The sequence below is a fragment of the Geodermatophilus sp. SYSU D00703 genome (genome assembly GCF_054050155.1).
Genome location: NZ_JBJGYU010000018.1, coordinates 71729 through 97840, shown reverse-complemented (window position 1 = coordinate 97840; position 26112 = coordinate 71729). Strand labels below are relative to the sequence as shown.

The 26112-nt window shown below is 74.4% G+C and carries 25 protein-coding genes; 3 read left to right on the top strand and 22 right to left on the bottom strand.

Going from position 1 to position 26112, the window contains the following annotated elements:
* Positions 1–148 precede the first annotated feature (148 nt).
* From aspS to ACI782_RS17100, 4 genes are read right to left on the bottom strand one after another with little or no spacing between them, the layout of a single operon-like run.
* A complete protein-coding gene (aspS, locus tag ACI782_RS17115) occupies positions 149–1936 on the bottom strand; it encodes an aspartate--tRNA ligase (protein WP_456911272.1) in 1788 nt (595 codons plus the stop codon).
* Positions 1937–1960: 24 nt separating this feature from the next.
* Positions 1961–2941 carry an aldo/keto reductase gene (locus ACI782_RS17110; RefSeq protein ID WP_456911271.1) on the bottom strand — a complete coding sequence of 327 codons (981 nt, stop codon included), beginning with the start codon at positions 2939–2941 and terminating at the stop codon, positions 1961–1963.
* A 5-nt stretch (positions 2942–2946) separates the two neighbouring features.
* Positions 2947–4215: a histidine--tRNA ligase gene (hisS, locus tag ACI782_RS17105; protein ID WP_456911270.1), complete on the bottom strand. Its 1269-nt coding sequence runs from the start codon at positions 4213–4215 to the stop codon at positions 2947–2949.
* Positions 4212–4907, bottom strand: coding sequence for an MBL fold metallo-hydrolase (locus tag ACI782_RS17100; RefSeq protein WP_456911269.1), 696 nt, complete (start codon positions 4905–4907; stop codon positions 4212–4214). The genes hisS and ACI782_RS17100 overlap by 4 nt, the downstream gene beginning before the upstream one ends.
* Before the next feature lie 169 nt (positions 4908–5076).
* Here ACI782_RS17100 and ACI782_RS17095 point away from each other — a divergent pair, with 169 nt between their 5' ends.
* The 3 genes from ACI782_RS17095 to ACI782_RS17085 are packed head-to-tail and all read left to right on the top strand — an operon-like array spanning position 5077 to position 7165.
* Positions 5077–5898 (top strand): peptidylprolyl isomerase, encoded by an 822-nt coding sequence (locus tag ACI782_RS17095; RefSeq protein ID WP_456911268.1) that lies wholly within the window; start codon positions 5077–5079, stop codon positions 5896–5898.
* Positions 5895–6602, top strand: a complete 708-nt coding sequence (locus tag ACI782_RS17090) for a peptidylprolyl isomerase (protein WP_456911267.1) — start codon at positions 5895–5897, stop codon at positions 6600–6602. Before ACI782_RS17095 ends, ACI782_RS17090 begins: the two co-directional genes overlap by 4 nt.
* Positions 6602–7165: a DUF3105 domain-containing protein gene (locus ACI782_RS17085; RefSeq protein ID WP_456911266.1), complete on the top strand. Its 564-nt coding sequence runs from the start codon at positions 6602–6604 to the stop codon at positions 7163–7165. The genes ACI782_RS17090 and ACI782_RS17085 overlap by 1 nt, the downstream gene beginning before the upstream one ends.
* A 51-nt stretch (positions 7166–7216) precedes the next feature.
* Here the strand turns inward: ACI782_RS17085 and ACI782_RS17080 are convergent, their stop codons facing one another.
* The 18 genes from ACI782_RS17080 to thrS all read right to left on the bottom strand — a co-directional run bounded on the left by ACI782_RS17080 (position 7217) and on the right by thrS (position 26100).
* Positions 7217–9673: a RelA/SpoT family protein gene (locus ACI782_RS17080; RefSeq protein WP_456911265.1), complete on the bottom strand. Its 2457-nt coding sequence runs from the start codon at positions 9671–9673 to the stop codon at positions 7217–7219.
* 88 nt (positions 9674–9761) lie between these two features.
* A complete protein-coding gene (locus tag ACI782_RS17075; RefSeq protein ID WP_456911264.1) occupies positions 9762–10349 on the bottom strand; it encodes an adenine phosphoribosyltransferase in 588 nt (195 codons plus the stop codon).
* Positions 10346–11740 carry a protein translocase subunit SecF gene (gene secF, locus ACI782_RS17070; protein ID WP_456911263.1) on the bottom strand — a complete coding sequence of 465 codons (1395 nt, stop codon included), beginning with the start codon at positions 11738–11740 and terminating at the stop codon, positions 10346–10348. Before secF ends, ACI782_RS17075 begins: the two co-directional genes overlap by 4 nt.
* Positions 11737–13413 (bottom strand): protein translocase subunit SecD, encoded by a 1677-nt coding sequence (gene secD, locus ACI782_RS17065; protein WP_456911262.1) that lies wholly within the window; start codon positions 13411–13413, stop codon positions 11737–11739. Before secD ends, secF begins: the two co-directional genes overlap by 4 nt.
* Positions 13414–13427: 14 nt before the next feature.
* Positions 13428–13778 (bottom strand): preprotein translocase subunit YajC, encoded by a 351-nt coding sequence (gene yajC, locus ACI782_RS17060; RefSeq protein ID WP_456911261.1) that lies wholly within the window; start codon positions 13776–13778, stop codon positions 13428–13430.
* 162 nt (positions 13779–13940) lie between these two features.
* On the bottom strand, positions 13941–15065 hold the full coding sequence (gene ruvB, locus ACI782_RS17055) for a Holliday junction branch migration DNA helicase RuvB (RefSeq protein ID WP_456911260.1): 1125 nt from the start codon (positions 15063–15065) through the stop codon (positions 13941–13943).
* Complete coding sequence (gene ruvA, locus ACI782_RS17050) at positions 15062–15703, bottom strand: Holliday junction branch migration protein RuvA (protein WP_456911259.1); 642 nt, start codon at positions 15701–15703, stop codon at positions 15062–15064. Before ruvA ends, ruvB begins: the two co-directional genes overlap by 4 nt.
* The gene (gene ruvC / locus ACI782_RS17045; RefSeq protein ID WP_456911258.1) at positions 15700–16266 is read right to left on the bottom strand and encodes a crossover junction endodeoxyribonuclease RuvC; all 567 of its coding nucleotides are present in this window, start codon (positions 16264–16266) and stop codon (positions 15700–15702) included. The genes ruvA and ruvC overlap by 4 nt, the downstream gene beginning before the upstream one ends.
* Before the next feature lie 139 nt (positions 16267–16405).
* Positions 16406–17158, bottom strand: coding sequence for a YebC/PmpR family DNA-binding transcriptional regulator (locus ACI782_RS17040; protein ID WP_456911257.1), 753 nt, complete (start codon positions 17156–17158; stop codon positions 16406–16408).
* 76 nt (positions 17159–17234) lie between these two features.
* Complete coding sequence (gene pdxT / locus ACI782_RS17035; protein ID WP_456911256.1) at positions 17235–17888, bottom strand: pyridoxal 5'-phosphate synthase glutaminase subunit PdxT; 654 nt, start codon at positions 17886–17888, stop codon at positions 17235–17237.
* An 11-nt stretch (positions 17889–17899) separates the two neighbouring features.
* Positions 17900–19000 (bottom strand): heparan-alpha-glucosaminide N-acetyltransferase domain-containing protein, encoded by a 1101-nt coding sequence (locus tag ACI782_RS17030; RefSeq protein WP_456911255.1) that lies wholly within the window; start codon positions 18998–19000, stop codon positions 17900–17902.
* Between the two features lie 52 nt (positions 19001–19052).
* Positions 19053–19958, bottom strand: a complete 906-nt coding sequence (gene pdxS, locus ACI782_RS17025; protein WP_456911254.1) for a pyridoxal 5'-phosphate synthase lyase subunit PdxS — start codon at positions 19956–19958, stop codon at positions 19053–19055.
* A gap of 50 nt (positions 19959–20008) precedes the next feature.
* Positions 20009–20560 (bottom strand): hypothetical protein, encoded by a 552-nt coding sequence (locus ACI782_RS17020; protein WP_456911253.1) that lies wholly within the window; start codon positions 20558–20560, stop codon positions 20009–20011.
* Positions 20561–20571: 11 nt separating this feature from the next.
* The gene (locus ACI782_RS17015; RefSeq protein ID WP_456911252.1) at positions 20572–21804 is read right to left on the bottom strand and encodes a glycosyltransferase family 4 protein; all 1233 of its coding nucleotides are present in this window, start codon (positions 21802–21804) and stop codon (positions 20572–20574) included.
* Complete coding sequence (locus tag ACI782_RS17010; RefSeq protein WP_456911251.1) at positions 21804–22841, bottom strand: phosphatidylinositol mannoside acyltransferase; 1038 nt, start codon at positions 22839–22841, stop codon at positions 21804–21806. The genes ACI782_RS17015 and ACI782_RS17010 overlap by 1 nt, the downstream gene beginning before the upstream one ends.
* Positions 22838–23482, bottom strand: a complete 645-nt coding sequence (gene pgsA / locus ACI782_RS17005) for a phosphatidylinositol phosphate synthase (RefSeq protein ID WP_456911250.1) — start codon at positions 23480–23482, stop codon at positions 22838–22840. The genes ACI782_RS17010 and pgsA overlap by 4 nt, the downstream gene beginning before the upstream one ends.
* Complete coding sequence (locus ACI782_RS17000) at positions 23483–24067, bottom strand: HIT family protein (protein ID WP_456911249.1); 585 nt, start codon at positions 24065–24067, stop codon at positions 23483–23485. It lies immediately after the preceding gene.
* Positions 24064–26100 carry a threonine--tRNA ligase gene (gene thrS, locus ACI782_RS16995; protein WP_456911248.1) on the bottom strand — a complete coding sequence of 679 codons (2037 nt, stop codon included), beginning with the start codon at positions 26098–26100 and terminating at the stop codon, positions 24064–24066. The genes ACI782_RS17000 and thrS overlap by 4 nt, the downstream gene beginning before the upstream one ends.
* Positions 26101–26112 lie beyond the last annotated feature (12 nt).

The following is a 26112-nucleotide window of genomic DNA, read 5'->3' as shown; positions in this document are numbered from 1 at the left end:
GGTCTTCTGTCGGGCGGGGCCTCAGGCAGTCTGAGGTCGGGGGGGAGGCCCCCCGGCCCCGCGCCGCGCCCCCGCCCCCCCCCCCCCCCCCCCCCCCCCCCCCCCCCCCCCCCCCCCCCCCCCCCCCCCCCCCCCCCCCACCGGGTGCTCAGGGGCGGATGGTCACGGAGGTCGACGTCGGCCCGGGGGCGCCGGGCTCGTCCGGCAGCGGCGGCTCCTCGGGCGCGACGTCGATGCCCGCCTCCTTGCGCTGCGCCTCGGTGATCGGCGTCGGCGCACCGGTGAGCGGGTCGTACCCGGCGCCGGTCTTCGGGAAGGCGATCACCTCGCGGATGGAGTCCACACCCGCGAGCAGGGCGGTCAGCCGGTCCCAGCCGAGGGCGGCACCGGCGTGCGGCGGCGGGCCGTAGGCGAAGGCCTCCAGGAAGAAGCCGAACCGCTCCCGGGCCTCCTCCCGCGACATGCCGAGCGTCTCGAACACCCGCTCCTGCAGCTCGGGGTCGGCGATGCGGACCGAGCCGCTGGCCAGCTCGTTGCCGTTGACCACCAGGTCGTAGGCGTCGGAGAGGGCGCCGGCCCTGTCCTCGGCGAACCGCTCCCGCCACTCCGGCGTGGGCGAGGTGAACGGGTGGTGCATGAACGTCCACTCGCCGTCCTCGGTCTCCTCGAACATCGGGAAGTCGACGACGAAGAGGAACGACCACGAGCCCGGCTCGACGAGCTCCAGCCGGCGGGCGATCTCGTTGCGCGCCGCGCCGAGCAGCTCCTGCGAGGGACGCCGCTGGCCGGCGGCGAAGAAGACGCAGTCGCCGGGCTGTGCCCCGACCGCGGCGACCAGGCCCTCGCGCTCGCGGTCGGAGATGTTCTTGGCGACCGGGCCGCCGAGGGTGCCGTCCTCGGCGATGGTCACGTAGGCCAGTCCCCGCGCGCCGCGGGACTTCGCCCAGTCCTGCCAGGCGTCGAAGGCCCGTCGCGGCTGCGACCCGCCGCCAGGCATGACCAGGGCACCCACGTAGGGCGCCTGGAAGACGCGGAACGGTGTCTCGGCGAAGTAGGAGGTCAGCTCGGTGAGCTCGAGGCCGAACCGCAGGTCGGGCTTGTCCGAGCCGAAGCGGTCCATCGCCTCGCGGTAGCTCATCCGCGGGACCTCGCCCACGTCGTGGCCGGCGAGCTCCCGCCACAGCGCCCGGACGACGTCCTCGATGACGGCCAGGACGTCGTCCCGCTCGACGAAGCTCATCTCGAAGTCCAGCTGGGTGAACTCCGGCTGCCGGTCGGCGCGGAAGTCCTCGTCCCGGAAGCAGCGGGCGATCTGGTAGTAGCGCTCCAGCCCGCCGATCATGAGCAGCTGCTTGAACAGCTGCGGGGACTGCGGCAGGGCGTACCACTTGCCTGGCTGCAGCCGGACCGGGATGACGAAGTCGCGCGCCCCCTCGGGCGTGGAGCGGGTCAGGTTCGGCGTCTCGACCTCGACGAAGCCGTGCTGCGCCATGACGCCGCGGGCCACCCGGTTGACCTCGCTGCGCAGCCGCAGGGTCCGCGCGGCGCTCTGCCGGCGCAGGTCGAGGTAGCGGTACTTGTAGCGGACGTCGTCGCTGGCCGCCTGGTCGGTCTCGATCGGGAACGGCAGCGGTGCCGACGGGCTGAGCACGCGCAGCTCGGCGGCCGCGACCTCGATCTCGCCGGTCGGCAGCTCCGGGTTCTCGTTGCCCTCCGGCCGCCGGCGCACCTCGCCGGTGACCAGCACGCAGAACTCGTTGCGGAGGTGGTGGGCCTCCTCCTCGCGGACGACGACCTGGACGTACCCCGAGGCGTCGCGCACGTCGAGGAAGACCACGCCGCCGTGGTCACGGCGGCGGGCGACCCAGCCGGCGAGGGTGACGGTGGAACCGGCGTCGGACGCGCGCAGCGTGCCGGCGTCGTGGGTGCGGAGCACTTCAGTGCCTTTCCGGGGAGGGGGTCACCAGCGGTCGTGCACGTGGGCGCGGATGCGCTCGTCGTACACGCGCTCGAGGTCGGTGAGCTGGGTGTCGGTCAGGGACGGGAGCGAGGCGGCGGCGACGTTGCCGCGGACCTGGGCCACGGTGCGGGCGCCCGGGATGACGGTGGTGACCCCGGGCTGGTCGATGACCCAGCGCAGGGCGAACGCCGCTGTCGGCGCGTCGCCGGCGATCTCGGCGACCTCGCGGGCGGCGGCGACGCCGACCTCGAACGGCACGCCGGAAAAGGTCTCGCCGACGTCGAAGGCCTCGCCGTGCCGGTTGAAGGTGCGGTGGTCGTCGGCCGGGAAGGTCGTCGACTCGTCGTACTTGCCGGTGAGCAGGCCGCTGGCCAGCGGCACCCGGGCCAGGACGCCGACGCCGGCCTCCACCGCGGCCGGCAGCAGCTCCTCCAGCGGCTTGCGCCGGAAGACGTTGAGGATGACCTGGATCGTCTGGACGCCGGGGTGCTCCAGCGCGGTCAGCCCCTCGGCCACGGTCTCCACGGAGACGCCGTACGCGGCGATCGCCTGCTCCGCCACCAGCACGTCGAGGGTGTCGTAGACCCGCTGGTCGCGGTAGACCGCCGTCGGCGGGCAGTGCAGCTGCACCAGGTCGAGGGTCTCGACGCCGAGGTTGCGGCGGGAGCGGTCGACCCAGGCGCGCAGGTTCTCCGGTGTGTACTGCGCGGCCTCGAACGGGTCGGCGCGGCGGCCGGCCTTGGTGGCCACGAAGGGCCGCTCCGACCGCGGCGCCAGCGCCTGGCGGATGCGCTGCTCGGAGCGCCCGTCGCCGTAGACGTCGGCGGTGTCGAGCAGGGTGACGCCCGCGTCGAGGGCGGCGTCGAGGACCTCGGCGGCGGTGTCGTCGTCGACGTCCCCCCAGTCGCCGCCCAGCTGCCAGGTGCCCAGGCCGACGACGCCGACGTCGGCCCCCGTCCGCCCGAGCGGTCGCTGCTCCATGCTCGTCACTCCCCCACCGTCGCACGCACGGTCTCGAACAGCTCGCCCACCGGAACGGCCCGCTGCTCGCCCGTGCGCATGTCCTTGAGCTGGCCGACGCCCTCCGCCAGGTCGCGCTCACCGATGACCACCACGTGCGAGGCCCCCGAGCGGTCGGCGGCCTTCATCGCGCCCTTGAGCCCGCGGTCGCCGTAGACGGTGTCGGCCGAGACCCCGGCCTGCCGCAGCCGCCCCACCAGCTCCACCGCCAGCCGCTTGGCCTGCGCCCCCAGCGGGACGACGAACGCCTGCACGCCCGGCTGCGCGCCCACGTCGAGCCCCTCGGCCTGCACCGCCAGCAGCGTGCGGTCCACCCCCACGGCGTAGCCGATGCCGGACAGGTCCGGGCCGCCGAGCGCCGCGGACAGCCCGTCGTAGCGCCCGCCGCCCCCGATCGCCGACTGGGCGCCCAGCCCGTTGTGCACGAACTCGAACGTCGTCTTCGTGTAGTAGTCCAGCCCGCGGACCAGCTTCGGCGCCTCGGTCCAGGTCACGCCGAGGTCGGTCAGGTGCTGGCGGACGGCGTCGTAGTGGGCCTTCGCCGAGTCCGACAGGTGGTCGACCATGACCGGCGCGTCGTGGAGCTGCGCCTGCACCTCGGGCCGCTTGTCGTCGAGCACCCGCAGCGGGTTGATCTCCGCGCGGCGGCGGGTGTCCTCGTCGAGGTCGAGCCCCGCCAGGAAGGCGACCAGCTTCTCTCGGTACTGCGGGCGGCAGGTGTCGTCACCCAGCGAGGTGAGCAGCAGCTCGAAGTCGGTCAGCCCCAGGTCGCGGAAGCCCTGCACGCCGAGGGCGACGACCTCGGCGTCCAGCGCCGGGTCGTCGACGCCGAGGGCCTCCATGTCGACCTGCGTGAAGTGCCGGTACCGGCCGGCCTGGGGACGCTCGTACCGGAACGCCGACCCGACGGTCCACAGCTTGACCGGCAGGGCGCCGGTGTGCAGCCGGTGCTCGATGAAGGCCCGCATCAGCCCGGCGGTGAGCTCGGGGCGCAGGGTCAGCGAGCGGCCGCCGCGGTCGTCGAAGGTGTACATCTCCTTCGTCACGACGTCGGTGGACTCGCCCACCCCGCGGGAGAAGACGGCGGTGTCCTCGAACACGGGTGTCTCGACGTAGCCGTACCCGGCCCGCCGGAGCGGTGCGGTGAGCGCGTCGCGGACGGCCAGGAAGCGCGCCGACTCCGGCGGGAGGGTGTCGAAGGTGCCCTTCGGCGCCCGCATGATCTCGCTGGTCACAGTCCTCTTCCCCTGGGGACCGGGCCCGTCCCCGCGGCGGCCTCGGCCAGGTACGGGTTCGTCGCCCGCTCCCGCCCGATGGTCGTCGCCGGCCCGTGCCCGGGCAGGACGACCGTCTCGTCGTCCAGCGGCAGGACGACGTCGCGCAGGGAGCGCAGCATCGCCTCCCACGACCCGCCGGGCAGGTCGACCCGGCCGACCGACCCGGCGAACAGCACGTCGCCGGCCAGCAGCCCGGGCGCCTCCCCGAGGTCGAGCGAGAAGACGACCGAGCCCTGCGTGTGGCCGGGGGCGTGCCGGACGGTCAGCTCCACCCCGGCCAGCGACAGGACGGCGCCGTCGTCCAGGGACCGCACGTCGGACGGGTCGGGCAGCCGCACGCCGGTGATCAGCGGGGCCAGCTGCGGACCGTGCCAGCGCACCGGGTCGGCGAGCATGCCGGAGTCGTCGGGGTGCAGGTAGGCGGGGATGTCGTAGCCGTCGCAGACCGGCAGCACCGAGAAGGTGTGGTCGAGGTGGCCGTGGGTGAGCACGACCGCGACCGGCTTGAGGCCGTCCTCGGCGAGTACCCGCGCCAGCGGCTCGACGGCGTCCATCCCGGGATCGACGACCACGCACTCCCGCCGCGGACCGGACGCGACCGCGTAGCAGTTCGTGCCGAACGCGCCGGCCGGGAACGAGCGGATGAGCACGCGTGCAGGTTACGCGGGGCCCCGTCGGCGCTCCGGGGCTTCCCGGCTGTCAGGGGACGGCCAGGTTCGCCACCTAGAATCGCGGATCGACCAGCGGTGCGCGGGCGCGCGTTCCGGTGCGACCGCCGCGCCCCGCCGCAGCACCCGTCCGTTCCGAGGAGTACCACCCGTGCCGAGCAACAAGCAGCGCCGGCAGGCCGCCCAGCGACGCCTGCAGCGCCAACTCGAGCGCCGTGCCGAGCTGGCCCGCAAGCGCCGCCGCAACCTGCTCATCGGGGTCACCGCGGTCGCGGTGCTGATCGTCATCGGCGCCGTCTGGCTGATCACCGGCGTCGGCGGCGACGACAGCGACAACGCCGCCGCGGACCCCACCAGCGCCGCACCCACCAGCCCGGCCGTCGTCGACGGCAGCGACGGCACGTGCGACTGGACCCCGGCCGACACCTCGAGCAACCCCGACCTGGAGGCGGACTCCGGGACGCCGCCCACGGAGGTGAACCCGACGGGCACCACCCCGGTCGCCATGACGACGAACTTCGGCGCCATCGGGCTGACCCTCGACAACGCCAACGCCCCGTGCGGCGTGGCGAGCATGGCCTTCCTGGCCCAGCAGGGCTACTTCGACGGGACCGTCTGCCACCGGGAGACCGACGGCGAGGGCCTCAAGGTGCTGCAGTGCGGTGACCCCAGCGGGACCGGCCGTGGCGGCCCGGCCTACGAGTTCCCCACCCAGGTCACCGGCGACGAGACCTACCCGCGCGGCACCGTCGCGATGGCCAACAGCGGGCAGGGCTTCGACGGCAGCCAGTTCTTCCTGGTGTGGGGCGACAGCCAGCTGCCGCCGAGCTACACCGTCCTGGGCACCATCGACGAGGGCGGCCTCGCGGTGCTCGACACCATCGCCGCCAACGGCAACGACGGCTCGAACGGCCCGGGTGACGGCGCGCCGACCCAGGAGGTCCGCATCGAGTCCCTGACGGTCGCCGCGTGAGGCTGCGGGCGGTCGCCGGCCTCGCGGGGGCGGTGCTGGCCCTGGGGGCCTGCTCGAACAGCGTCCCCGGTGAGGCCGGGTCCTCGGGCGCCCCCGGCGGGTCGGGGACCGGTGGACCGGCAGGCTCGGGCGAGGTGACCACCTGCGCGTGGTCGGACAACCCCGCCGGCAACCCCTACCTCATCGAGGTGGACCCCCCGGCCGACGAGGTGCCCGCCGCGGGGACCGCCGACCTGGTCTTGTCGACCGACCTCGGCGACCTCACCCTCACCCTCGACCAGGAGCGCACCCCCTGCGCGGCCGCCAGCCTGGTGCACCTGGCCGAGCGCGGCTTCTTCGACGACTCCCCGTGCCACCGGCAGGTCGACAGCGCCGGCCTGCAGGTGCTGCAGTGCGGCGACCCCACCGGGACCGGCGCCGGTGGACCCACCTACACGTTCCCCACGGACGTCACCGGCGACGAGACCTACCCACGCGGCACCGTCGCGATGGCCAACAGCGGGCAGGGCTTCGACGGCAGCCAGTTCTTCCTGGTGTGGGGCGACAGCCAGCTGCCGCCGGACTACACCGTCCTGGGCACCATCGACGAGGCCGGCCTCGCGGTGCTCGACACCATCGCCGCCAACGGCAACGACGGCTCGAACGGCCCAGGTGATGGCGCCCCCACGGTGCCGGTGACCATCGCGTCGATGACCGTCGCCTGATGGGGCCGGCCCGCTCGGTCGCCGTCCTCGCCACCGCGGTCCTCGCCGGCTGCACCACCGCCGTCCAGGGCTCACCGGAGCCGGCGGGTCCGCCGGTCACCCTGGACGGCACCCGGGTGGCGCAGTACGCGGCGGGCCAGCCGCACGTCCCGGGGGACGTCGACCACGCGGAGCGCCCGCCGGTCGGCGGTCCGCACGACCCGGTGTGGGCCGACTGCACCGGCAGCGTCTACGACGTGCCGATCCGCCCGGAGAACGCCGTCCACTCCCTCGAGCACGGCGCCGTGTGGATCACCTACGACCCCGACCTCCTGGGCGCGGACGGCGTGGCGGACCTGTCGGACGCGGTGCGGGGCGCCTACGGGCTGATGATGTCGCCGTACCCGGGGCTGGGCACCGCCGTCTCGCTGCAGGCGTGGAACCACGCGCTCCGGCTCGGGGCCGTCGACGATCCCCGGCTGGGCGAGTTCACCCGGCTGCTGACCGGCAACCCCGAGAACACGCCGGAGCCCGGCGCCCCCTGCGACAACCCGGCCTTCCTCGCTGCCCCGCGCACCGCCTGAGAGAGTGGACCTCGGTCGCCGGCGCTCCCTGCGGTGCTCCCGCGGCTGTCGTCACGCAGTGACGCGCTCGACGTCGAAGACGCCCTCCACGTTGCGCACCGTCTGCAGCACCGCATCGAGGTGTGCCGGGTCGGCCAGCTCGAAGGTGAACCGGCTGATCGCCACGCGGTCCCGGCTGGTCTGCACCGACGCGGACAGGATGTTGACCCGCTCGTCGGCCAGCGCCTTGGTGACGTCGGAGAGCAGCCGGTGCCGGTCGAGGGCCTCCACCTGGATGGCCACCAGGAAGACCGAGCCGGGCTGGCTGGCCCACTCCACCTCCACCAGGCGCTCGGGCTTGCGCTCGAGGTCCGCGGCGTTGGTGCAGTCGCGGCGGTGGACGCTCACGCCGCCGCCCCGGGTGACGAAGCCGAGGACGTCGTCCCCCGGCACCGGGGTGCAGCACTTGGCGAGCTTGGCCCAGACGTCGCTCATCCCGTGGACGACGATGCCCGGGTCCCCGCCCGCGGGCCGCCGGTGCGCCGGCCGCCGCATGGGGATGGTGGTCTCGGCGATGTCCTCGACCGCGCCCTCGGTGCCCCCCAGGGCCGTGATCAGCTTGTCGACGACGGAGGACGCCGAGATCTGGTTCTCCCCCACCGCCGCGTACAGCGCGGTGACGTCGGCGTGGCGGAGGTCCTTGGCCAGGGTCGAGAGCGCGTCGCCGCCGAGCAGCCGCTGCAGCGGCAGCCCCGCCTTGCGCATCGCCCGGGCCAGCGCCTCCTTGCCGGCCTCGACGGCGTCCTCGCGGCGCTCCTTCGTGAACCACTGCCGGATCTTCGTGCGCGCCCGGGAGGAGCCGACGAACGCCAGCCAGTCCTTCGACGGGCCCGCGGTGGGCGACTTCGACGTGAAGATCTCCACGACGTCGCCGTTGGTGAGCTTGCTGTCGAGGGAGACCAGGGCGCCGTTGACCCGGGCGCCGATGCAGCGGTGCCCGACCTCGGTGTGCACGGCGTAGGCGAAGTCGACGGGGGTGGAGTCGCCGGGCAGGCTGACCACGTCGCCCTTGGGCGTGAAGACGAAGACCTCCTGCGGACCGAGGTCGTAGCGCAGCGTCTCCAGGAACTCGCCGGGCTCCTGCGCCTCGCGCTGCCAGTCCAGCAGCTGGCGCAGCCACAGCATGTCGTCGGGCGAGCCGGCCTTGGCCGCGCCGAAGTTCCCGGCGTCGGGCTTGCCGCCGGCCTTGGCCTTCTCCTTGTACTTCCAGTGCGCGGCGATGCCGTACTCGGCGGTGCGGTGCATGTCGTGCGTGCGGATCTGCAGCTCGACCGGCTTGCCCTGCGGCCCGATCACCGTCGTGTGCAGCGACTGGTACATGTTGAACTTCGGCATCGCGATGAAGTCCTTGAACCGGCCCGGTACCGGCTGCCAGTGCGCGTGCATGATGCCCAGCGCGGCGTAGCAGTCGCGGACCGTGTCGACCAGGATCCGGATGCCGACGAGGTCCCAGATGTCGGCGAAGTCGCGGCCCCGCACGATCATCTTCTGGTAGATCGAGTAGTAGTGCTTGGGCCGGCCGGTGACGACCGCCTCGATCTTGGCGGCCTTGAGCTGCTCGGTCACCGACGCGGTGACCTCCGCCAGGTAGGTGTCCCGGGACGGCGCGCGCTCGGCGACCAGCCGCACGATCTCGTCGTACCGCTTGGGGTAGAGCGTGGCGAACGCGAGGTCCTCGAGCTCCCACTTGATCGTGTTCATGCCCAGCCGGTGCGCCAGCGGGGCCAGGATCTCCAGCGTCTCGCGCGCCTTCTTCTCCTGCTTCTCCGGCGGGAGGAAGCGCAGCGTGCGCATGTTGTGCAGCCGGTCGGCGAGCTTGATGACCAGCACCCGGGGGTCGCGGGCCATCGCCACGATCATCTTGCGGATCGTCTCCGCCTGCGCCGCGTCGCCGAGCTTGACCCGGTCGATCTTCGTGACGCCGTCCACCAGGTGGGCGACCTCGGGGCCGAAGGCCGCGGTGATCGACTCCAGGGTCTGGCCGGTGTCCTCCACCGTGTCGTGCAGCAGCGCGGCCACCAGCGTCGTGGTGTCCATGCCGAGGCCGGCGAGGATCGTCGCCACGGCCAGCGGGTGGGTGATGTACGGGTCGCCGCTCTTGCGCTTCTGCGTGGCGTGCGCGGTCTCGGCGACGTCGTAGGCCCGCTGCAGCAGCGCCAGGTCGGCCTTCGGGTGGCTCTGCCGGTGCAGCGCCGCCAGGGGCTCCAGGACCGGCCGCACCACGCCGCTGCGCTGTCCGGCGACGATCCGGCGGGCCAGCCGGTCGCGGACCCGCCTGCGCGGCGCACCCGCCGGCTCGTGCTCCCCCGCCGGCTCGGGGACGACGTCGTCGGGACGGCGGACGACCGGACGGCTCGGCAGGGGCGGGCGGTCCCCCTCACCCGGCGGCGCGGCCGCTCCGGTGCCGGCGGGGAGCGCCGGGGCGTCAGCCCGCGCTGCAGCCACGTTGGTGGCGGCGTCGGGGCCCATGGCGACTCCTGCAGGCCGGAGGAGGGACGACCCTCTCATGCTAGTCGGCCGACACTCCGGTGACGCGTGCGGAGGCGACCGCCATCCCTCAGGTGGCCCAGAGGGCGTGGACGGTGTGCGGCGCGAGCCGCTGCCGCCCGGCCAGGGCGGCCAGCTCGATGACGACCGACACGGCCACGACGACGCCGCCGAGCTGCTCGACCAGCGCGATCGCCGCGGCCAGCGTCCCGCCGGTGGCGAGGACGTCGTCGACGAGGAGCACCCGCTGCCCCGGCCGGATGGAGTCGGTGTGCAGCTCCAGGGTGGCTGTGCCGTACTCGAGCGCGTACTCGGCGGCCACCCGCTCGCGGGGCAGCTTGCCCGCCTTGCGCACCGGGACCACCCCCACCCCGGCGTCCAGGGCGACCGCCGCGGCGAGCAGGAAGCCGCGCGCCTCGACACCCACGACGACGTCGAAGCCCGGGTCGGTCCCGCCGGCCCCGTGCGCGGCGGCCCGGGGGTCGGCCAGCGCCGGGGTGGCGAGGCCGTCGATCATCCGTCGGAACGCGGGGCCGTCGGCGAACACCGGCGTCAGGTCCCGGAACAGCACGCCCGGCTGGGGGTGGTCGGGGACGTCGACGGTCAGCCCCGCGATCACCTCGTCGAGGGGCTGGTCCGCGGCCGGCTCGGCGATCACCGGCGCTTCTTCCCGGAGGGCCGGCCCGGCCGCTGCGGCCGGACCCTCGGCCGCGGCGCCGACGTCCCGCCGGTGCGCGGCGCGTCCGGGCGCACCGACGCCGGCGACTCGACCACGACGTCGGCCGCGGCCGGACCGAGGTCCGTCTCGCGCTCGGCGACGGCGACCCCACCGCTGCGTCGGGCGGTGCCCGCTGCGCGGCGGGCGCTGGCGACCGGGGCGGTGCCGGCGGTCGCGGTGGTCCCGGCCTGCCGGGCCTGGGCCGCGCGCCGGGCGAGCACCCGCTTGCGCAGCGCCTGGACCTCCGGCTCGCGCTCCTTGAGGTCGGCCACGATCGGCGTCGCCAGGAAGATCGACGAGTACGTGCCCGCCGCCAGGCCGACGAAGAGGACCAGGGCGAGGTCCTTGAGCGTGCCGACGCCGAGCAGGCCGGCGCCGACGAACAGCAGGCCGGCCACCGGCAGCAGCGCGATGACCGAGGTGTTGATCGACCGCATCAGGGTCTGGTTGACCGCGAGGTTGGCCGCCTCCCCCCAGGTCATGCGCGCGCTCTTGGCGAGGTCCTTGGTGTTCTCGTCCACCTTGTCGAAGACGACGACGGTGTCGTAGAGGGAGAACCCGAGGATCGTGAGGAACCCGATGACCGTCGAGGGGGTGACCTCGAAGCCGATCAGCGCGTAGACGCCCGCGGTGACGATGATGTCGTGCACCAGTGCGGCCATGGCGCCGATCGCCATCTTCGGCTGGAACCGCACGGCCAGGAACAGCACCACCGCGACGAAGAAGACCGCGAGGGCGATGAGGGCCTGGTCGGTGATGTCGCGGCCCCACTCGGCGCTGACGGCCTCGGGGCTGACCTGCGAGGGCTCGATGCCGGCCGCGCCGGCGACCGCGTCGACGACGGCCCGCTCGGCGTCGTTGTCCAGCGCGCCGGTGCGCAGCAGGACGGTGTCGCCGCCGACCACCTGGGCGCTGGCGACGTCGGCGCCCGCCTGCTCGGCCGCCTCCCGCACCTCGGAGAGCTGCGCCTCGGTGCCCGACAGCCGGAAGCTGTTGCCGCCGGCGAAGTCGATGCCGAAGTTGAAACCGCGGAAGACGATGGCCGCGATGCACAGCAGCACGACGACCGCGGTGACCTTGTAGATCAGCCGGCTGCGGCCGACGACGTCCAGCCCGGCCTCGCCGTTGTAGAGCCGGTGCGCCAGCGAGGCCCGGTGCGCGGGACGCACCATCGCGGAGTCACCCTCGCGGGGCAGGCCGGCGTCGGCCAGGGCGGCGTCGTCGGCTGCGGCCGCGGCGTCGTCGGAGGCCGAGCCGGCGTCGCGCGTCTCGTCCTCGGCGGTGCCCACGGGCAGCTCGTCGTCCTCGCGGCGGGGGTCGCGGCCGCTCATGAGTCGCTCCTGTCCTGCGCGGTGCCGGCGGACCCGCTGCCGGCACCGACGAGCTCACGCCGGGCGGAGGGGCGCCGCCCGGCGGGCCGGTCCGGGCGGTCGAGGCTGCGGCCCAGGCCGGAGAACCGGCTGCTGCCGAACGACCGGAAGCGGGCCAGCACCGCCATCAGCGGGTGGGTGAAGAGGAAGACGACGACCAGGTCGAGCACCGTCGACATGCCGAGGGTGAAGGCGAAGCCCTTCACGTCGCCGATGGCCAGCACGTAGAGGATCGCCGCGGCCAGGAAGCTCACCGCGTCGGCCGAGAGGATGGTGCGCCGCGCCCGCACCCAGGCGCGGGGCACCGCCGACCGCAGCGTGCGGCCCTCGCGGACCTCGTCCTTCAGCCGCTCGAAGTAGACGACGAACGAGTCCGCGGTGATGCCGATCGACACGATGAACCCGGCGATGCCCGCGAGGCTGAGGGTGAAGCCGATCTGCCGTCCGAGCAGCACGAGGACGGCGTAGACGACCACCGCCGACAGGACGAGGCTGGCGATCATCACCAGGCCGAGGAGCCGGTAGTAGACCAGCGCGTAGACGAAGACCAGCGCGATGCCGATGGCGCCGGCGATCAGGCCGGCCTGCAGCTGCTCCTCACCGAGCTCGGTGGAGATCGACTGCGCGGTCGCCTGGGTGAAGGTCAGCGGCAGCGCGCCGTAGCGCAGCTGGTTGGCCAGCTGCTCGGCCTCCTGCTGCGTGAACTGCCCGGTGATCGTCGTCTGCCCGTTGATCGCGCCCTGGATGGTGGGCGCCGACACGACCCGGCCGTCGAGGGTGAAGGCGACGTTCTTGCCGATGTTCGCGGCGGTGTAGGTCGCCCAGGTCTCGCGCCCGGTGGAGTTGAAGTCCAGCAGCACGACCCACTCGGCGGTGGCCTGCTGGGTGCCGGCCTGGGCGTTGACGATGTCGGTGCCCTCGAGGATCGCCGGGCCGAGCAGGTACTTGAACTGGCCGTCCTCCGAGCAGGCCGCGACGAAGTCCTCGGGCCGGTCGACGGCGGCCTCCGGGTCGGTGGTGTCGCAGGTCAGGGTGGCGTAGGCCGCCTGCGCCTGCTCCTGGGTCACCGGCGGGGCGTCCGGATCGGGGATCGACGGGTCGGCGACCGCCCCGTCGGTGGGGGTGGCTGCGTCCGTCGGGGCGGCGGAGTCGGTCGGGGCCGCGCTGTCGGTCGGCGTGGCGCCGTCGGTCGGTGTAGCCGCGTCGGTGGGCGTCGTCCCGTCGGTGGGGGCGGCGCTGTCCTCGGCGGCCGGGGTGGCCGGCTCCGGACCGGAGACCACCGGGCGGAACCGCAGCTGCGCGGTCTGCCCCAGTTCGCGGGCCTGGTCGCCGTCGTCCCCGGGGACGGAGATGACGATGTTCGAGTCGCCCTCGGTGACCACCTCGGCCTCGGCCACACCGAGGCCGTTGACGCGCTGCTCGATGATCTGCCGGGCGAGCTCGAGGTCCTCGGGAGCGGGGGCCTGCCCGTCGGGGGTGCGCGCGGAGAGGGTGACCGTCGTCCCACCGCGCAGGTCCAGCCCGAGCTGGGGGGTGCGGGTGTCGCCGGTGAGGAAGATCAGGCCGTAGAGGACGGCGATGATCAGCACGAACGCGCCGAAGTACCGGCGCGCGGGCAGCTGACGCTGGGCCACGGGGGGCTACCGGCTCAGTGCGCCCGGTCGGCCGGACCGCCGTCGGCCGGGCCGTTGGCGTCGTCCCCCGGGACGGCGGGACCGTCGGCGGCCGGGCCGGCCACGGCGGGCCGGCGGACCTCGAGGATCGCCTGCCGCGCGAAGGTGACCACCACGCCCGGGGCGATCTCCAGGTCGACGGTTGTGTCGCCCAGGGCGGCGACCGTGCCGTGCAGCCCGGCGGTCGTCATGACCGGGGTGCCCGGGGTCAGCGACTCCTGCATCGCCTGGGCCTGGGCCTGCGCCCGCTTGCGCTGCCGGGCGGGCAGCACGATGAGCAGGACGAAGGCCAGGGCCAGGAGGACGAGCGGGAAGTACTGCTCCACGACAGATGTGCCTCTCTACCGCGCGGCGTTCCGCGGTGGGTGCGGCCCGGGACGGGACCGCTCGGGTACGGCGGCTGTGGCGCGCCGCGTCATCCGCGTGCAGCGACCGGGCAGGACGCGCGCGGCCGCGGCCGGACGAGTTGCGCGCCAGCGCTCCGCAGTCTATGCGTCGAACAGCGTCTCTGACGACGAACCGGGGGCCGGTGGGTCGACCGTGACCCTCCCGAGGGGGATGCCGCCCCGGGGGACCGGCTGGCCCAGGTGCTGCCAGGCCGCCTCGGTGGCGACCCGTCCCCGCGGCGTCCGGGCCAGCAGGCCGGCGCGGACGAGGAACGGCTCGCAGACCTCCTCGACGGTGTGCGGCTCCTCCCCCACCGCGACCGCCAGCGTCGCGACGCCGACCGGACCGCCCCCGAACCGCATCACCAGCGCCTCCAGGACGGCGCGGTCGAGCCGGTCGAGGCCCAGGTGGTCGACGTCGTAGAGCGCCAGCGCCGCCTCGGCGACCTCCCGGGTGACCCGGCCGTCGGCCCGCACCTCGGCGTAGTCGCGGACCCGGCGCAGCAGCCGGTTGGCGATGCGCGGCGTGCCGCGGGACCGCCCGGCGATCTCCGCGGACCCCTCCTCGGTCAGCTCCACGCCCAGCAGCGACGCGCTGCGGGCCAGCACCCGCCGCAGCTCGGCCGGCTCGTAGAACTCCATCTGCCCGACGAAGCCGAACCGGTCGCGCAGCGGACCGGTGAGCAGGCCGGCGCGGGTGGTGGCGCCGACCAGCGTGAACGGGTTGATGTCCAGCGGGATGGCGGTGGCGCCGGGCCCCTTGCCGACCACGACGTCGACGCGGAAGTCCTCCATCGCCATGTACAGCAGTTCCTCGGCGGGCCGGGCGATCCGGTGGATCTCGTCGATGAACAGGACGTCGCCGGGGCCCAGGTTGGACAGCATCGCGGCGAGGTCACCGGAGCGCTCGATCGCGGGACCGCTGGTGATCTTCACCGAGGTGCCCAGCTCGGCGCCGATGATCAGCGCGAGGCTGGTCTTGCCCAGCCCGGGCGGGCCGGACAGCAGCACGTGGTCCGGCGGCCGGCCGCGCCGCTTGGCGCCCTCCAGCACCAGTTCCAGCTGGCGGGCGACCTTGGGCTGGCCGATGAAGTCGCCCAGCGAGTGCGGCCGCAGGGCCGACTCGACGACCCGTTCCTCGTCACCGGCCTGCGCCGAGACGGAGTAGTCACGGGTGGACCCCTCGGCCGGCTCCGCGGACAGGCCGCGGTCGAACGGGGCGCTCACGGCCTACCCAGCAGCCGGAGCGCCTGGCGCAGCAGCACCGCCACCTCGACGGAGCCGGTGTCGGCGACCTGCTCGTCGGCGATCGGCGCCAGCTGGGCGACCGCGGTCTCGGCCTCCTTGCTGGTCCACCCCAGACCGACCAGGGCCGAGGTGAGCTGGTCGCGCCACGGCGCGACGGGGGTGACCGACGGCAGGCCTGCGGGCGCGGCCGCGCCGTCCAGCTGCGTGTCGGTGGTCGTGGCACCCAACCGGTCGCGCAGTTCCAGGATCAGCCGCTCGGCGCCCTTCTTGCCGATGCCGGGCACCTGCATGAGCGCCTTGACGTCGGCCATCGACACCGCGCGCCGGACCTCCCGCGGCGGGTGGATGGCCAGCACCGCCTGCGCCAGCCGGGGCCCCACGCCGTTGGCCGTCTGCAGCAGCTCGAACAGCTGCCGCTCGTCGTCGTCGGCGAAGCCGTAGAGGGTCAGCGAGTCCTCGCGGACGACGAGGCTGGTCGCCAGCCGGGCGGACTCCCCCACCTGCAGCCGGGCGATGGTGCCCGGCGTGCACTGCACCGCGAGTCCGACGCCGCCGACCTCGACCACGGCGCCGTCCGGGGAAACGGCGGCGACCCGGCCGTTCACGCTCGCGATCACCGGGACACCCCCGTCCACCGGGGCAGGGTCGTCGACCGCACGGGGGCGCCGATCCCGCCGGCCAGCGCGGCGTGCCGCAGCCGCTGCTGCGCAGGCCCGCGCCAGGCGTGGCAGACGGCCAGCGCCAGCGCGTCCGCGGCGTCGGCGGGCTTGGGCGGGGACGACAGCCCCAGCACCCGGGTGACCATGAGGGTGACCTGCTCCTTGTCGGCTCGGCCGCTGCCGGAGATGGCGGCCTTGACCTCGCTGGGCGTGTGCCAGGCGACCGGCCGGTCGGCCTGCGCCGCGGCCAGCGCGGCGACGCCGGCGGCCTGGGCGGTGCCGGTGGCGGTGCCCTTGTTGTTCTGGGTGAACACCCGCTCGATCGCCACGACGTCGGGGCGGTGCTCGCGCAGCAGAGCGGTGACCGCGGTGTGCAGCTCCAGCAGCCGCAGCTCGAGGTCGAGCTCCGCGGCGGTGCGGACCACGCCCACGCCGACCGCCGTGGGACGGGCGCCGGGCCGCCCGTCGACCACGCCCCACCCGCACCGGGTGAGGCCCGGGTCGATGCCGAGCACCCGCATGGAGGAGCCTCCCGCCGTCAGCCGAACTGGTGTTCGACCCACGCTAACCGTCCGGGACGACGAGACGGCGCGACACGCCCACGGCCTCCCTGCACGGTCCCACCCCGAGGCTGCGAGGGGTGGGGGGCGGGGAGGTCCTTCAGCCGACCTTCTCGAGCACCTCGTCGGAGACGTCGTAGTTCGCGTACACGTTCTGCACGTCGTCGCAGTCCTCGAGGGCGTCGATGAGCCGGAAGACCTTGCCCGCCGCCTCCTCGTCGAGCTCGACGGTGACGCTCGGCACGAACCCGGCCTCGGCCGAGTCGTAGTCGAGCCCGGCGTCCTGCAGCGCGGTCCGGACGGCGACGAGGTCCGTCGGCTCGCTGATGACCTCGAACGAGTCGCCCTGGTCGCGGACCTCCTCCGCGCCGGCGTCGAGCACGGCCATCAGGACGCTGTCCTCGTCCACGCCGTCGGCCTTGGGCACCACGACGACGCCCTTGCGGGAGAACAGGTAGGAGACCGAGCCCGGGTCGGCCATCGAGCCGCCGTTGCGGGTCATCGCCGTCCGCACCTCGGAGGCGGCGCGGTTGCGGTTGTCGGTGAGGCACTCGACCAGCACCGCCACCCCGGCGGCCGCGTAGCCCTCGTACATGATCGTCTGCCAGTCGGCCCCGCCGGCCTCGAGACCCGCGCCGCGCTTGACCGCGCGGTCGATGTTGTCGTTCGGGACCGAGGACTTCTTCGCCTTCTGGATGGCGTCGTAGAGCGTCGGGTTGCCGCCGGGGTCACCGCCGCCGACCCGCGCCGCGACCTCGACGTTCTTGATCAGCTTGGCGAAGAGCTTGCCGCGCTTGGCGTCGATCGCGGCCTTCTTGTGCTTCGTCGTCGCCCACTTGGAGTGGCCGCTCACGAGTCCTCCTCGCTGGCGCTCGTCGGCCGCGTTCGCGGCCCCGCTGCTGTGCTCATCGGTGAGCTCGCGAGCTCGCTCACGGCAATCCCCTCTCGTTCCCGGCTGCGGAGCCGGCCCCCTCGGCCAGGTGGCTGCGGACGACGTCGACGAACAACGCGTGCACGCGGCGGTCCCCCGTCAGCTCGGGGTGGAAGCTGGTGGCCACCAGGTCGCCCTGGCGGACGGCGACGATCCTACCGTCGGCGTGTCCCCCGACGACCCGGCCGAGGACCTGCACGCCCGCGCCGGCCTCCTCCACCCACGGCGCCCGGATGAACACGGCGTGCACCGGGCCGCCCTCGAGGCCCTCGAACCGGACCTCGGACTCGAAGGAGTCCACCTGGCGGCCGAAGGCGTTGCGCCGCACGGTGACGTCGAGCCCGCCGACGGTCACCTGGTCCGGCGGTGCGTCGAGCAGCCGGTCGGCGAGCATGATCATCCCCGCGCAGGAGCCGTAGGACGGCAGCCCGCCGGCGATCGCCGCGCGCAGCGGTTCGAGCAGCCCGAAGCGGACGGCCAGCCGGGCCATGGTCGTGGACTCCCCGCCCGGGAGCACCAGGCCGTGGACGGCGGCCAGCTCCTCCGGACGGCGGACGGTCACCGGTTCGGCGCCCAGGGCGGACAGCACGGCCAGGTGCTCGCGGACGTCGCCCTGCAGCGCGAGCACACCGATGACGGGGACCTCGGGCACGACGAGACAGGCTACGGCCCGGCCGCCCGGCGCGAGCTCCAGGTCAGCAGCCGCTCCAGCGGGCCCCGGCCGAGCCGCAGCCGCCACACCGTGGCCAGCAGCAGCGCGGTGACGGTGAACCACAGCCACGACCCCCAGTCGTCGGACGAGTCGACGCCCAGTGCCCAGATCGCGACGATCTGCGCGGTGTAGACCGACAGCGCCATCGCGCCCACCGCCCCCAGCGGGAGGGTCACCCGCGGCAACCGGTCCGCGAGGACCAGGCACAGCCCGAGGACCGCGACCGCGACACCCGCGGAGCCGACCACCTCGAACGGCGTCCCGCTGTGCGGCTCCGCCCCGGCGAACCAGGCCGTCTCCCACTCGCCGGAGCGGCCGAAGCCCGCCTCCATCCCGGCGAACCGCCGGCCGGGGCCGGCCAGCCGGGCGCTCAGCCACCCGCCGCCGTACCCGAGCGCCGCGGCCAGCACCCCGCCGGTGACCAGACCCGCCCGCACCCGGGCGGCGCGCAGGTCGAGCCGGCCGACCGCCAGCCCCACCAGCACGAACGCCAGCCAGATGACCGCCGGGTAGTGCCCGGTGACGAGCAGCCAGGCGAACGGACCGCCCTCCTCGTCGCGGGCGGTCGCGAACCGGCCCACGGCGAGGACGACCGGCGGAGCGGCCAGCGCGACGACCCCGGCCGCGAGCAGCAACCGCCGCGGCGACCAGCGCAGGAACGGCAGCGCCAGCACGAAGAGGACCGCGTAGACCTCGAGGATGATCGCGACGAAGGTGTCCAGCAGCTCCAGGACACCGCCGATGGCGAACACCCAGGCGGCCCGGACGAGGACGCGCGTGCGGGCCCGGGACAGCTCCCGGCCGGTGTCCGGGGCGGCGCCGCCGGACAGCAGGGCGAGTGACACGCCGGCGAGCGTCGCGAAGAGGATCGACGACCGGCCGTCGACGACCGCGCTCCACGTGGCGGGGTCCCACGCCAGGTCCCCGGTCCGGCCCAGGTGCGCCCCGAACATGCCCAGGACCGCCAGCCCGCGGGCGACGTCGACACCGGCCACGCGGCCGGGCCGGCCGGGGACCTGCCGATCGGTGGTGCGCTCCCGCTCCAGGGTCACGCCGCGAGGGTAGGGGCGCTCCCTGCGCGGTCGGACCGGACCGGGTGCGGGGTCACCAGCCGCGGGTGGCGTACCGCTCGGACTCGGGCAGCGTGGTGACGTTGATGCCGACCATGGCCTCGCCCAGGCCGCGGGACACCTTCGCGATCACGGCGGGGTCGTCGAAGAAGGTGGTGGCCTGCACGATCGCCGCGGCCCGTTGCGCCGGGTTCCCGGACTTGAAGATGCCCGAGCCGACGAACACGCCCTCGGCGCCCAGCTGCACCATCATCGCCGCGTCCGCCGGGGTGGCGATGCCGCCGGCGGTGAACAGCACCACCGGCAGCTTGCCCCGCCGGGCGACCTCGGCGACCAGCTCGTAGGGGGCGCGCAGCTCCTTGGCCGCGACGAACAGCTCGGTCGCGTCCAGGGTGGCCAGCCGCCGGATGCCGGCCCGGATGGCGCGCATGTGCCGCACCGCCTCGACGACGTTGCCGGTGCCGGCCTCGCCCTTGGAGCGGATCATCGCCGCGCCCTCGGCGATCCGCCGCAGCGCCTCGCCCAGGTCGGTGGCGCCGCAGACGAACGGCACGGTGAACTCGCTCTTGGCGATGTGGTGGGCCTCGTCGGCGGGGGTGAGCACCTCGGACTCGTCGATGTAGTCCACCCCGAGGCTCTGCAGCACCTGCGCCTCGACGAAGTGCCCGATCCGGGCCTTGGCCATGACCGGGATGGAGACCGCGTCGATGATCCCGGCGATCATGTCCGGGTCGCTCATCCGGGCGATGCCGCCCTGCGCGCGGATGTCGGCCGGCACCCGCTCGAGGGCCATGACGGCGACCGCGCCGGCGTCCTCGGCGATCTTCGCCTGCTCGGGAGTGACGACGTCCATGATCACGCCGCCCTTGAGCTGCTCGGCCATGCCGCGCTTGACGCCCTCGGTGCCGGTGGTGGGGACGGTCGTGCTGTGCTCTGCCACGGTTGCTGCCTCGGTTCGGTCGGGAGCGGGCGCGATCATGGTACGGCCGCTCAGGGCCGCGGCCGTCCTCCGCCCGCCGCGCTGCTGGTGACCTCGCGCAGGCCGTCCTCGATGTCGAAGAAGCGGGGCAGCGGGCGCGCGGCGTGCAGCCGCAGCAGCGCCGTCAGCCGGCGGCCGCGCAGCAGGTGCGTGTCGCGCACCGCGTCGTTGTAGAACCGCCGCGCCAGACCGATCCGGGTGGCGGTGCCGTCGAGGTCGGCCCGCAACGCCAGAGGGACGCCGGGCAGGTCGTCCGGTAGGTCCCGCAGCTCGCGGCCGAGCGCGTTCTCCGCGAGCTCCCGGTCGCCGACCCGCGGGCCGCGGGCCTCCCGGGCCGCCTGCGCCAGCCGGGCCGCCCGCTCCTCCCCCACCGCCTCGGCGTGGTCGCGGGTCAGCTCGGCGGCCAGCCCGGCGCGCCGCTGCAGCTGGGTGTCGAGGGCGGTCCAGGCCCGGTCGACGCGCGCCTCCAGGCGGCGCAGCCGGGTCAGCGTCCACCCCGACCACAGCGCCAGGAACACCACGACGGCCGCGACCGCGAGCAGCAGCCAGACGTCGGGGGTCACGACGGGTCAGGCTAGCGCTGCACCCACCGCCGCAGGGCCGACCTCAGCGGGGCGTCGTCCGGTTCGTCGTCCGCGACCGCCGGCAGGCCGGCCAGGCCCTCGTCGGACTCCTCGGCGGTGACCTCGCCGGCGCCGGGGAGGACGACGGTCTCGTACACGTCGAGGATCCGCCGCGCGACGACCGACCAGTCGTAGGCCGCGGCGGCCCGCCGCCCGGTCTCCGACAGGTGCGCCCGGCGCTCCGGGTCCGCGAGCAGGCCGCCGAGCGCGCGGGCCAGCGCGCGGGCGTCACCGCGGCGCACGAGGACGCCGGCGGCGCCGTCCCGCAGCACCTGGGCGAACGCGTCGAGGTCGCTGGCGACGATCGGCGCCCCCGCGGCCAGGGCCTCGATCAGGATGATCCCGAAGGACTCGCCCAGCAGGTTGGGCGCGCAGTACACGTCCACCGAGCGCAGGAGGGCGGCCTTGTCCTCCTCGGTGAGCTCGCCGAGCAGCGAGACGTGCGGCCGCAGGTCGTCGCCGAGCTGCTCGTAGACCGCGTCGGGGTCCCCGCGGCCGGCGATGAGCAGCTGGGCGCCCGGGTGCTGCCGGACGACGGTGCGCATGGCCTCCAGCAGGACCGGCAGGCCCTTGCGGGGCTCGTCGTAGCGCCCGAGGAAGCCGATCGTGGGCCCGTCGACGCCGCGGGTGTGCCCGGGCAGCGACGGGCCGTCGGCGAACGCGGACACGTGCACGCCGTTCGGGATGATCACCGCGTCCCCGCCGAGGTGCTCGACCTGCACCCGGCGGGCGAAGTCGGACACCGCGATCCGGCCGCTGATCTTCTCCAGCCACGGCCGGATCACCGGCCCCCACGCGGCCAGCCACTTCGACCGGATGGTCGCGGCGTGGAAGGTCGCCACGATCGGGCCCTTGGCGATCATGCACACCAGCAGCCCGATCGACGGGGGCGCGGGGTCGTGCACGTGCACGACGTCGAAGTGGCCCTCGCGCAACCAGCGGCGCACCCGGGCGGCCGACACCGGGCCGAACTGCACGCTGGCCATCGAACCGTTGTACGGGATCGGGACGGTGCGCCCGGCCCAGGTGACGTGTTCGGCGGGCAGGGACTCCTCGCGCTCGGCCGGGGTCAGCACCTCGACGTGGTGCCCCAGCCCGCGCAGCGTCTCGGCCAGGTCGCGCACGTGGTACTGGACGCCCCCGGGGACGTCCCACTGGTAGGGGCAGACCAGCCCGATGCGCATCAGCGCCGCTCCGGCACGGTCCGGCTCGACGGGCTCACCGGAGCGCGCACGGGGTCGGGCGGGACGTCGGACCAGATCCGGCCCAGCACGTGCCAGTCCTCGGGGTGCAGCGCGATCCGCTCCGTGAACGCGTCGGCGACCCCCTGCATCGCGGTGGCGACGCGGTCGCGCAGCCGGCCGGGCCCGTCGACGGGGACCTCGGGGCGGACGTCGACCCGCCAGCCGCGTTCGGTGAACGAGCAGACCACGGGGTGCAGGGCGGCGCCGGTCTGGGCGGCAAGGACCGCCGGCCCGCCGGGCATGCTCGCCGTCCGGCCGAAGAACTCCACCGGCACCCCGCCCTGGCCGAGGTCGCGGTCGACGAGCAGGCAGACCCAGCCGCCGCCGGCCAGCCACTCGCGCAGCACCGTGGAGCCCGGCCGCGGCCCGCCGGTCAGCGGGATCACCCGCATGCCCAGGGACTCGCGGTAGGCGAGGAAGCGCCGGTACAGCGTCTCGGGCTTGAGCCGCTCGGCGACGGTCATGAACGGCCCGTCCAGGAAGTCGACGAGCCACACGCCCGCGGCGTCCCAGTTCCCGCTGTGCGGCAGGGCGAGGACGAGGCCGCGGCCGTCGGCCCGCGCCCGCTCCAGGTGCTCCCGGCCGAGCATCACCGAGTCGGCGACGATCCGGTGGGTCGACAGCCGCGGGAGCCGGAAGGCCTCCTGCCAGTACCGGGCGTAGGAGCGCACCGCGCGAGTGGTCAGCGCGTCGAGCTCCGCCTCGGGCAACCGGCCCCCGGTCGCCACGCGCAGGTTGGCGCGCAGCTGGCGGACGCCCCGCCCCTCCCTGCCCGCCGCCCACCGGCCGGCGGCGTCGAAGGCGCCGCGGGCCACCGGCTCGGGCAGCAGCCGCACCGCACGCCACCCCGCCGCGTAGATCAGGTCGGTGAGCCGCTCGCCGGCGCGGGACCGCAGCCCGGGCCGGCCGGGCACGACCGACAGCCCCGGCGGGCCGGGGACCTCCGCCGGGGAACCGGCGCCCGCCGTGTCCGTCACGGGGCGGAGCCGGGCGGCGGCGGGGACACCGGCAGAGACCGGCCGCGGCCCTGCCGGTGGACGGCGGCGAAGCGCTGCCCCACGGTGACGGCGCTGCCCACCAGCAGGACCCACAGCGCGACGTGGAGCGCGTACGGGATCCCCAGGCCGCTGAAGCCGGTGCCGACGAGCACGAGGATCAGCCGCTCGGTGCGCTCGACGATGCCCACGTCGCAGCGCAGCCCGACCCCCTCGGCCCGGGCCTTGACGTAGGAGGTGAGCACGCCCAGCACCAGGCACAGGAGGGCCAGCAGCACCAGCAGGCGGTTGTCCCCCGCACCGGAGAACCACCACACCAGCGCGCCGAAGACGGCCGCGTCGGCCGCGCGGTCGCCGGTGGAGTCCAGCACCGCGCCGAACAGTGAGCCGCCGCCGCGGGCGCGGGCCAGCGCGCCGTCGAGCATGTCGAGCAGCACGAACACCGTCACGGTGAACGCGCCCCAGAACAGCTGACCGGTGGCGATCAGCCCCACCGCGCCGGCGATGGCCCCCAGGGTGCCGACGACGGTGACCGCGTCCGCGGTCACCCCGGCCCGCAGCAGCCGGGCCGCCACCGGTGCCCAGAACCGCCCGACGGCGGCGCGGGCGTTGACACCGAGCACTCAGTCCCCCTGGATCGCGGCGGCGCCGTCGGCCGGCCACTGGGCCGCCAGCAGGGCACGGGTGTCGCTGAGCACCTGCGGCAGCACTCGGGTCAGGCCGATGACCGGCATGAAGTTGGTGTCCCCACCCCAGCGCGGCACGGCGTGCTGGTGCAGGTGGTCGGCGATGCCGGCGCCGGCGACCGAGCCCTGGTTCATGCCGATGTTGAACCCGTGCGCCCCGGAGACGGCGCGCACGACCCGCATCGCCGTCTGGGTGAACCGGCCCAGCTCGGCGACCTCGCTCTCGGTGAGGTCGGTGTAGTCGGGCACGTGCCGGTACGGGACCAGCATCAGGTGGCCGGCGTTGTACGGGTAGAGGTTGAGGACGGCGTAGACGCTAGGCCCGCGCGCGACGACCAGCCCCTCCTCGTCGCTCATCTGCGGGATGAGGCAGAACGGGCAGTCGTGGGCGCCGGTCGGCTTGCCCTCCCCGCGGATGTAGGCCATCCGGTAGGGCGTCCACAGGTGCTCGAAGACCGTCGCCGGGCCGCCGTCGTCGGCGGAGACGGCGAACCGGTAGCCCTCCTCCGCGCCGGTGCTCATCCGGCCACCAGGGCGTCGGCGGTCGGGTCGACGTTGGCGCGGGCGGTCACCCACGCGGCGATCGCCTCCACCGCCTGCTCGACGGGGACGCCGTTGTGCTGGCTGCCGTCGCGGAACCGGAAGGAGACCGCGCCCGCCTCGGCGTCGGTGGCCCCGGCGATGAGCACGAACGGCACCTTCTGCTTGCTGGCGGTGCGGATCTTCTTCTGCATCCGGTCGTCGGAGTCGTCGATCTCGACGCGGATCCCGCGGGCCCGCAGCCTCAGGGCGACGTCGGTCAGGTAGCCGACCTGGTCGTCGGTCACCGGGATGCCGACGACCTGCACCGGGGCCAGCCAGGCCGGGAAGGCACCGGCGTAGTGCTCGGTGAGGACGCCGAAGAACCGCTCGATCGAGCCGAACTTCGCCGAGTGGATCATCACCGGCTGCTGCCGCGAGCCGTCGGCGGTCGTGTACTCCAGGCCGAACCGGGCCGGCTGGTTGAAGTCGTACTGGATGGTCGACATCTGCCAGGTGCGGCCGATGGCGTCCCGGGCCTGCACGGAGATCTTCGGGCCGTAGTACGCCGCGCCGCCCGGGTCGGGGACGAGCTCCAGCCCGGTCTCCTTCGCCGCGTCCTCCAGCACCCGCGTGGCGACCGCCCACTCCTCGTCGGACCCGATGAACTTGGGCGAGTCGTCGCGGGTGGACAGCTCCAGGTAGTAGTCGTCGAGGCCGAAGTCGCGCAGCAGTCCGAGCACGAAGGCCAGCAGGTGACGGATCTCCCCCGGCGCCTGCTCGGGCGTGACGTAGCTGTGCGAGTCGTCCTGGGTCAGCCCGCGCACCCGGGTCAGGCCGTGGACGACGCCGGACTTCTCGTACCGGTACACCGAGCCGAACTCGAACAAGCGCAGCGGCAGCTCCCGGTAGGACCGCCCGCGTGACCTGAAGATCAGGTTGTGCATCGGGCAGTTCATCGCCTTGAGGTAGTACTCGCTGTTCTCCAGCTCCATCGGCGGGAACATGGTGTCGGCGTAGTACGGCAGGTGCCCGGAGGTCTCGAACAGGCCGCGCTTGCTGATGTGCGGGGACCCGACGTAGAGGAAGCCCTCCTCGATGTGCCGCTGGCGGACGTAGTCCTCCATCTCCCGCTTGACGACGCCGCCCCTGGGGTGGAAGACGACCAGCCCGGAGCCGATCTCGTCGGGGAAGCTGAACAGGTCCAGCTCGACGCCGAGGCGCCGGTGGTCACGGCGCTCGGCCTCCGCCAGGTGCTCCAGGTGGGCCTTGTGCGCCTCCTTGCTCTCCCACGCGGTGCCGTAGATGCGCTGCAGCTGCGGGTTCTCCTCGCTGCCGCGCCAGTAGGCGGCCGCCGACCGGGTGAGCGAGAACGCCGGGATGTTCGACGTCCGCGGCAGGTGCGGGCCCCGGCACAGGTCGGTCCAGACCAGGTCGCCGGTGCGGGCGTCCCGGTTGTCGTACATCGTCAGCTGCGCGCCGCCGACCTCCACGTCGGCGCCCTCCGCGGCGGGGTGGGCGGGGTCGCCAGCAGAGCCCTTGAGCCCGATCAGCTCGAGCTTGTACGGCTCGTGCGCCAGTTCGGCCTGGGCGTCGGCGTCGCTGATCTCCCGCCGGGAGAAGTACTGACCGGCCTTGACGATCTCCTGCATCCGCTTCTCGAGGGCCTCGAGGTCCTCGGGGGTGAACGGCCGCTCGGGGTCGAAGTCGTAGTAGAAGCCGTTCTCCACCGGCGGTCCGATGCCCAGCCGGGTGCCCGGGAAGAGGTCCTGCACGGCCTGGGCGAGGACGTGCGCGGTGGAGTGCCGGATCACCGAGCGGCCCTCGGGGCTGGCGGCCGGCACCGCCTCCACCTCGGCGTCGGCGTCGGGCACCCAGGCGAGGTCCTTCAGCTCCCCGGTCGCCACGTCGCGGACGACGACCGCGCCGTCGGGGCCCTTGAGCGGCACCCCGGCGTCCTTGAGCGCGTCCTGGGCCGTCGTCCCGGCCGGCACCCGGACGGGACCGACGGCGGTGGGCGAGGGCGGGGTCGACACGAGGGCGCTCCA

What these genes read in the sequence shown, in the direction of transcription:
- ACI782_RS17015 (WP_456911252.1), bottom strand. Translation starts at nt 21,804, where the DNA reads ATGCGCATCGGGCTGGTCTGCCCCTACCAGTGGGACGTCCCCGGGGGC.
- ACI782_RS17080 (WP_456911265.1), bottom strand. Translation starts at nt 9,673, where the DNA reads ATGGGCCCCGACGCCGCCACCAACGTGGCTGCAGCGCGGGCTGACGCC.
- ACI782_RS17110 (WP_456911271.1), bottom strand. Translation starts at nt 2,941, where the DNA reads ATGGAGCAGCGACCGCTCGGGCGGACGGGGGCCGACGTCGGCGTCGTC.
- secF (WP_456911263.1), bottom strand. Translation starts at nt 11,740, where the DNA reads ATGAGCGGCCGCGACCCCCGCCGCGAGGACGACGAGCTGCCCGTGGGC.
- ACI782_RS17000 (WP_456911249.1), bottom strand. Translation starts at nt 24,067, where the DNA reads ATGAGCACCGGCGCGGAGGAGGGCTACCGGTTCGCCGTCTCCGCCGAC.
- ruvC (WP_456911258.1), bottom strand. Translation starts at nt 16,266, where the DNA reads ATGCGGGTGCTCGGCATCGACCCGGGCCTCACCCGGTGCGGGTGGGGC.
- ACI782_RS17085 (WP_456911266.1), top strand. Translation starts at nt 6,602, where the DNA reads ATGGGGCCGGCCCGCTCGGTCGCCGTCCTCGCCACCGCGGTCCTCGCC.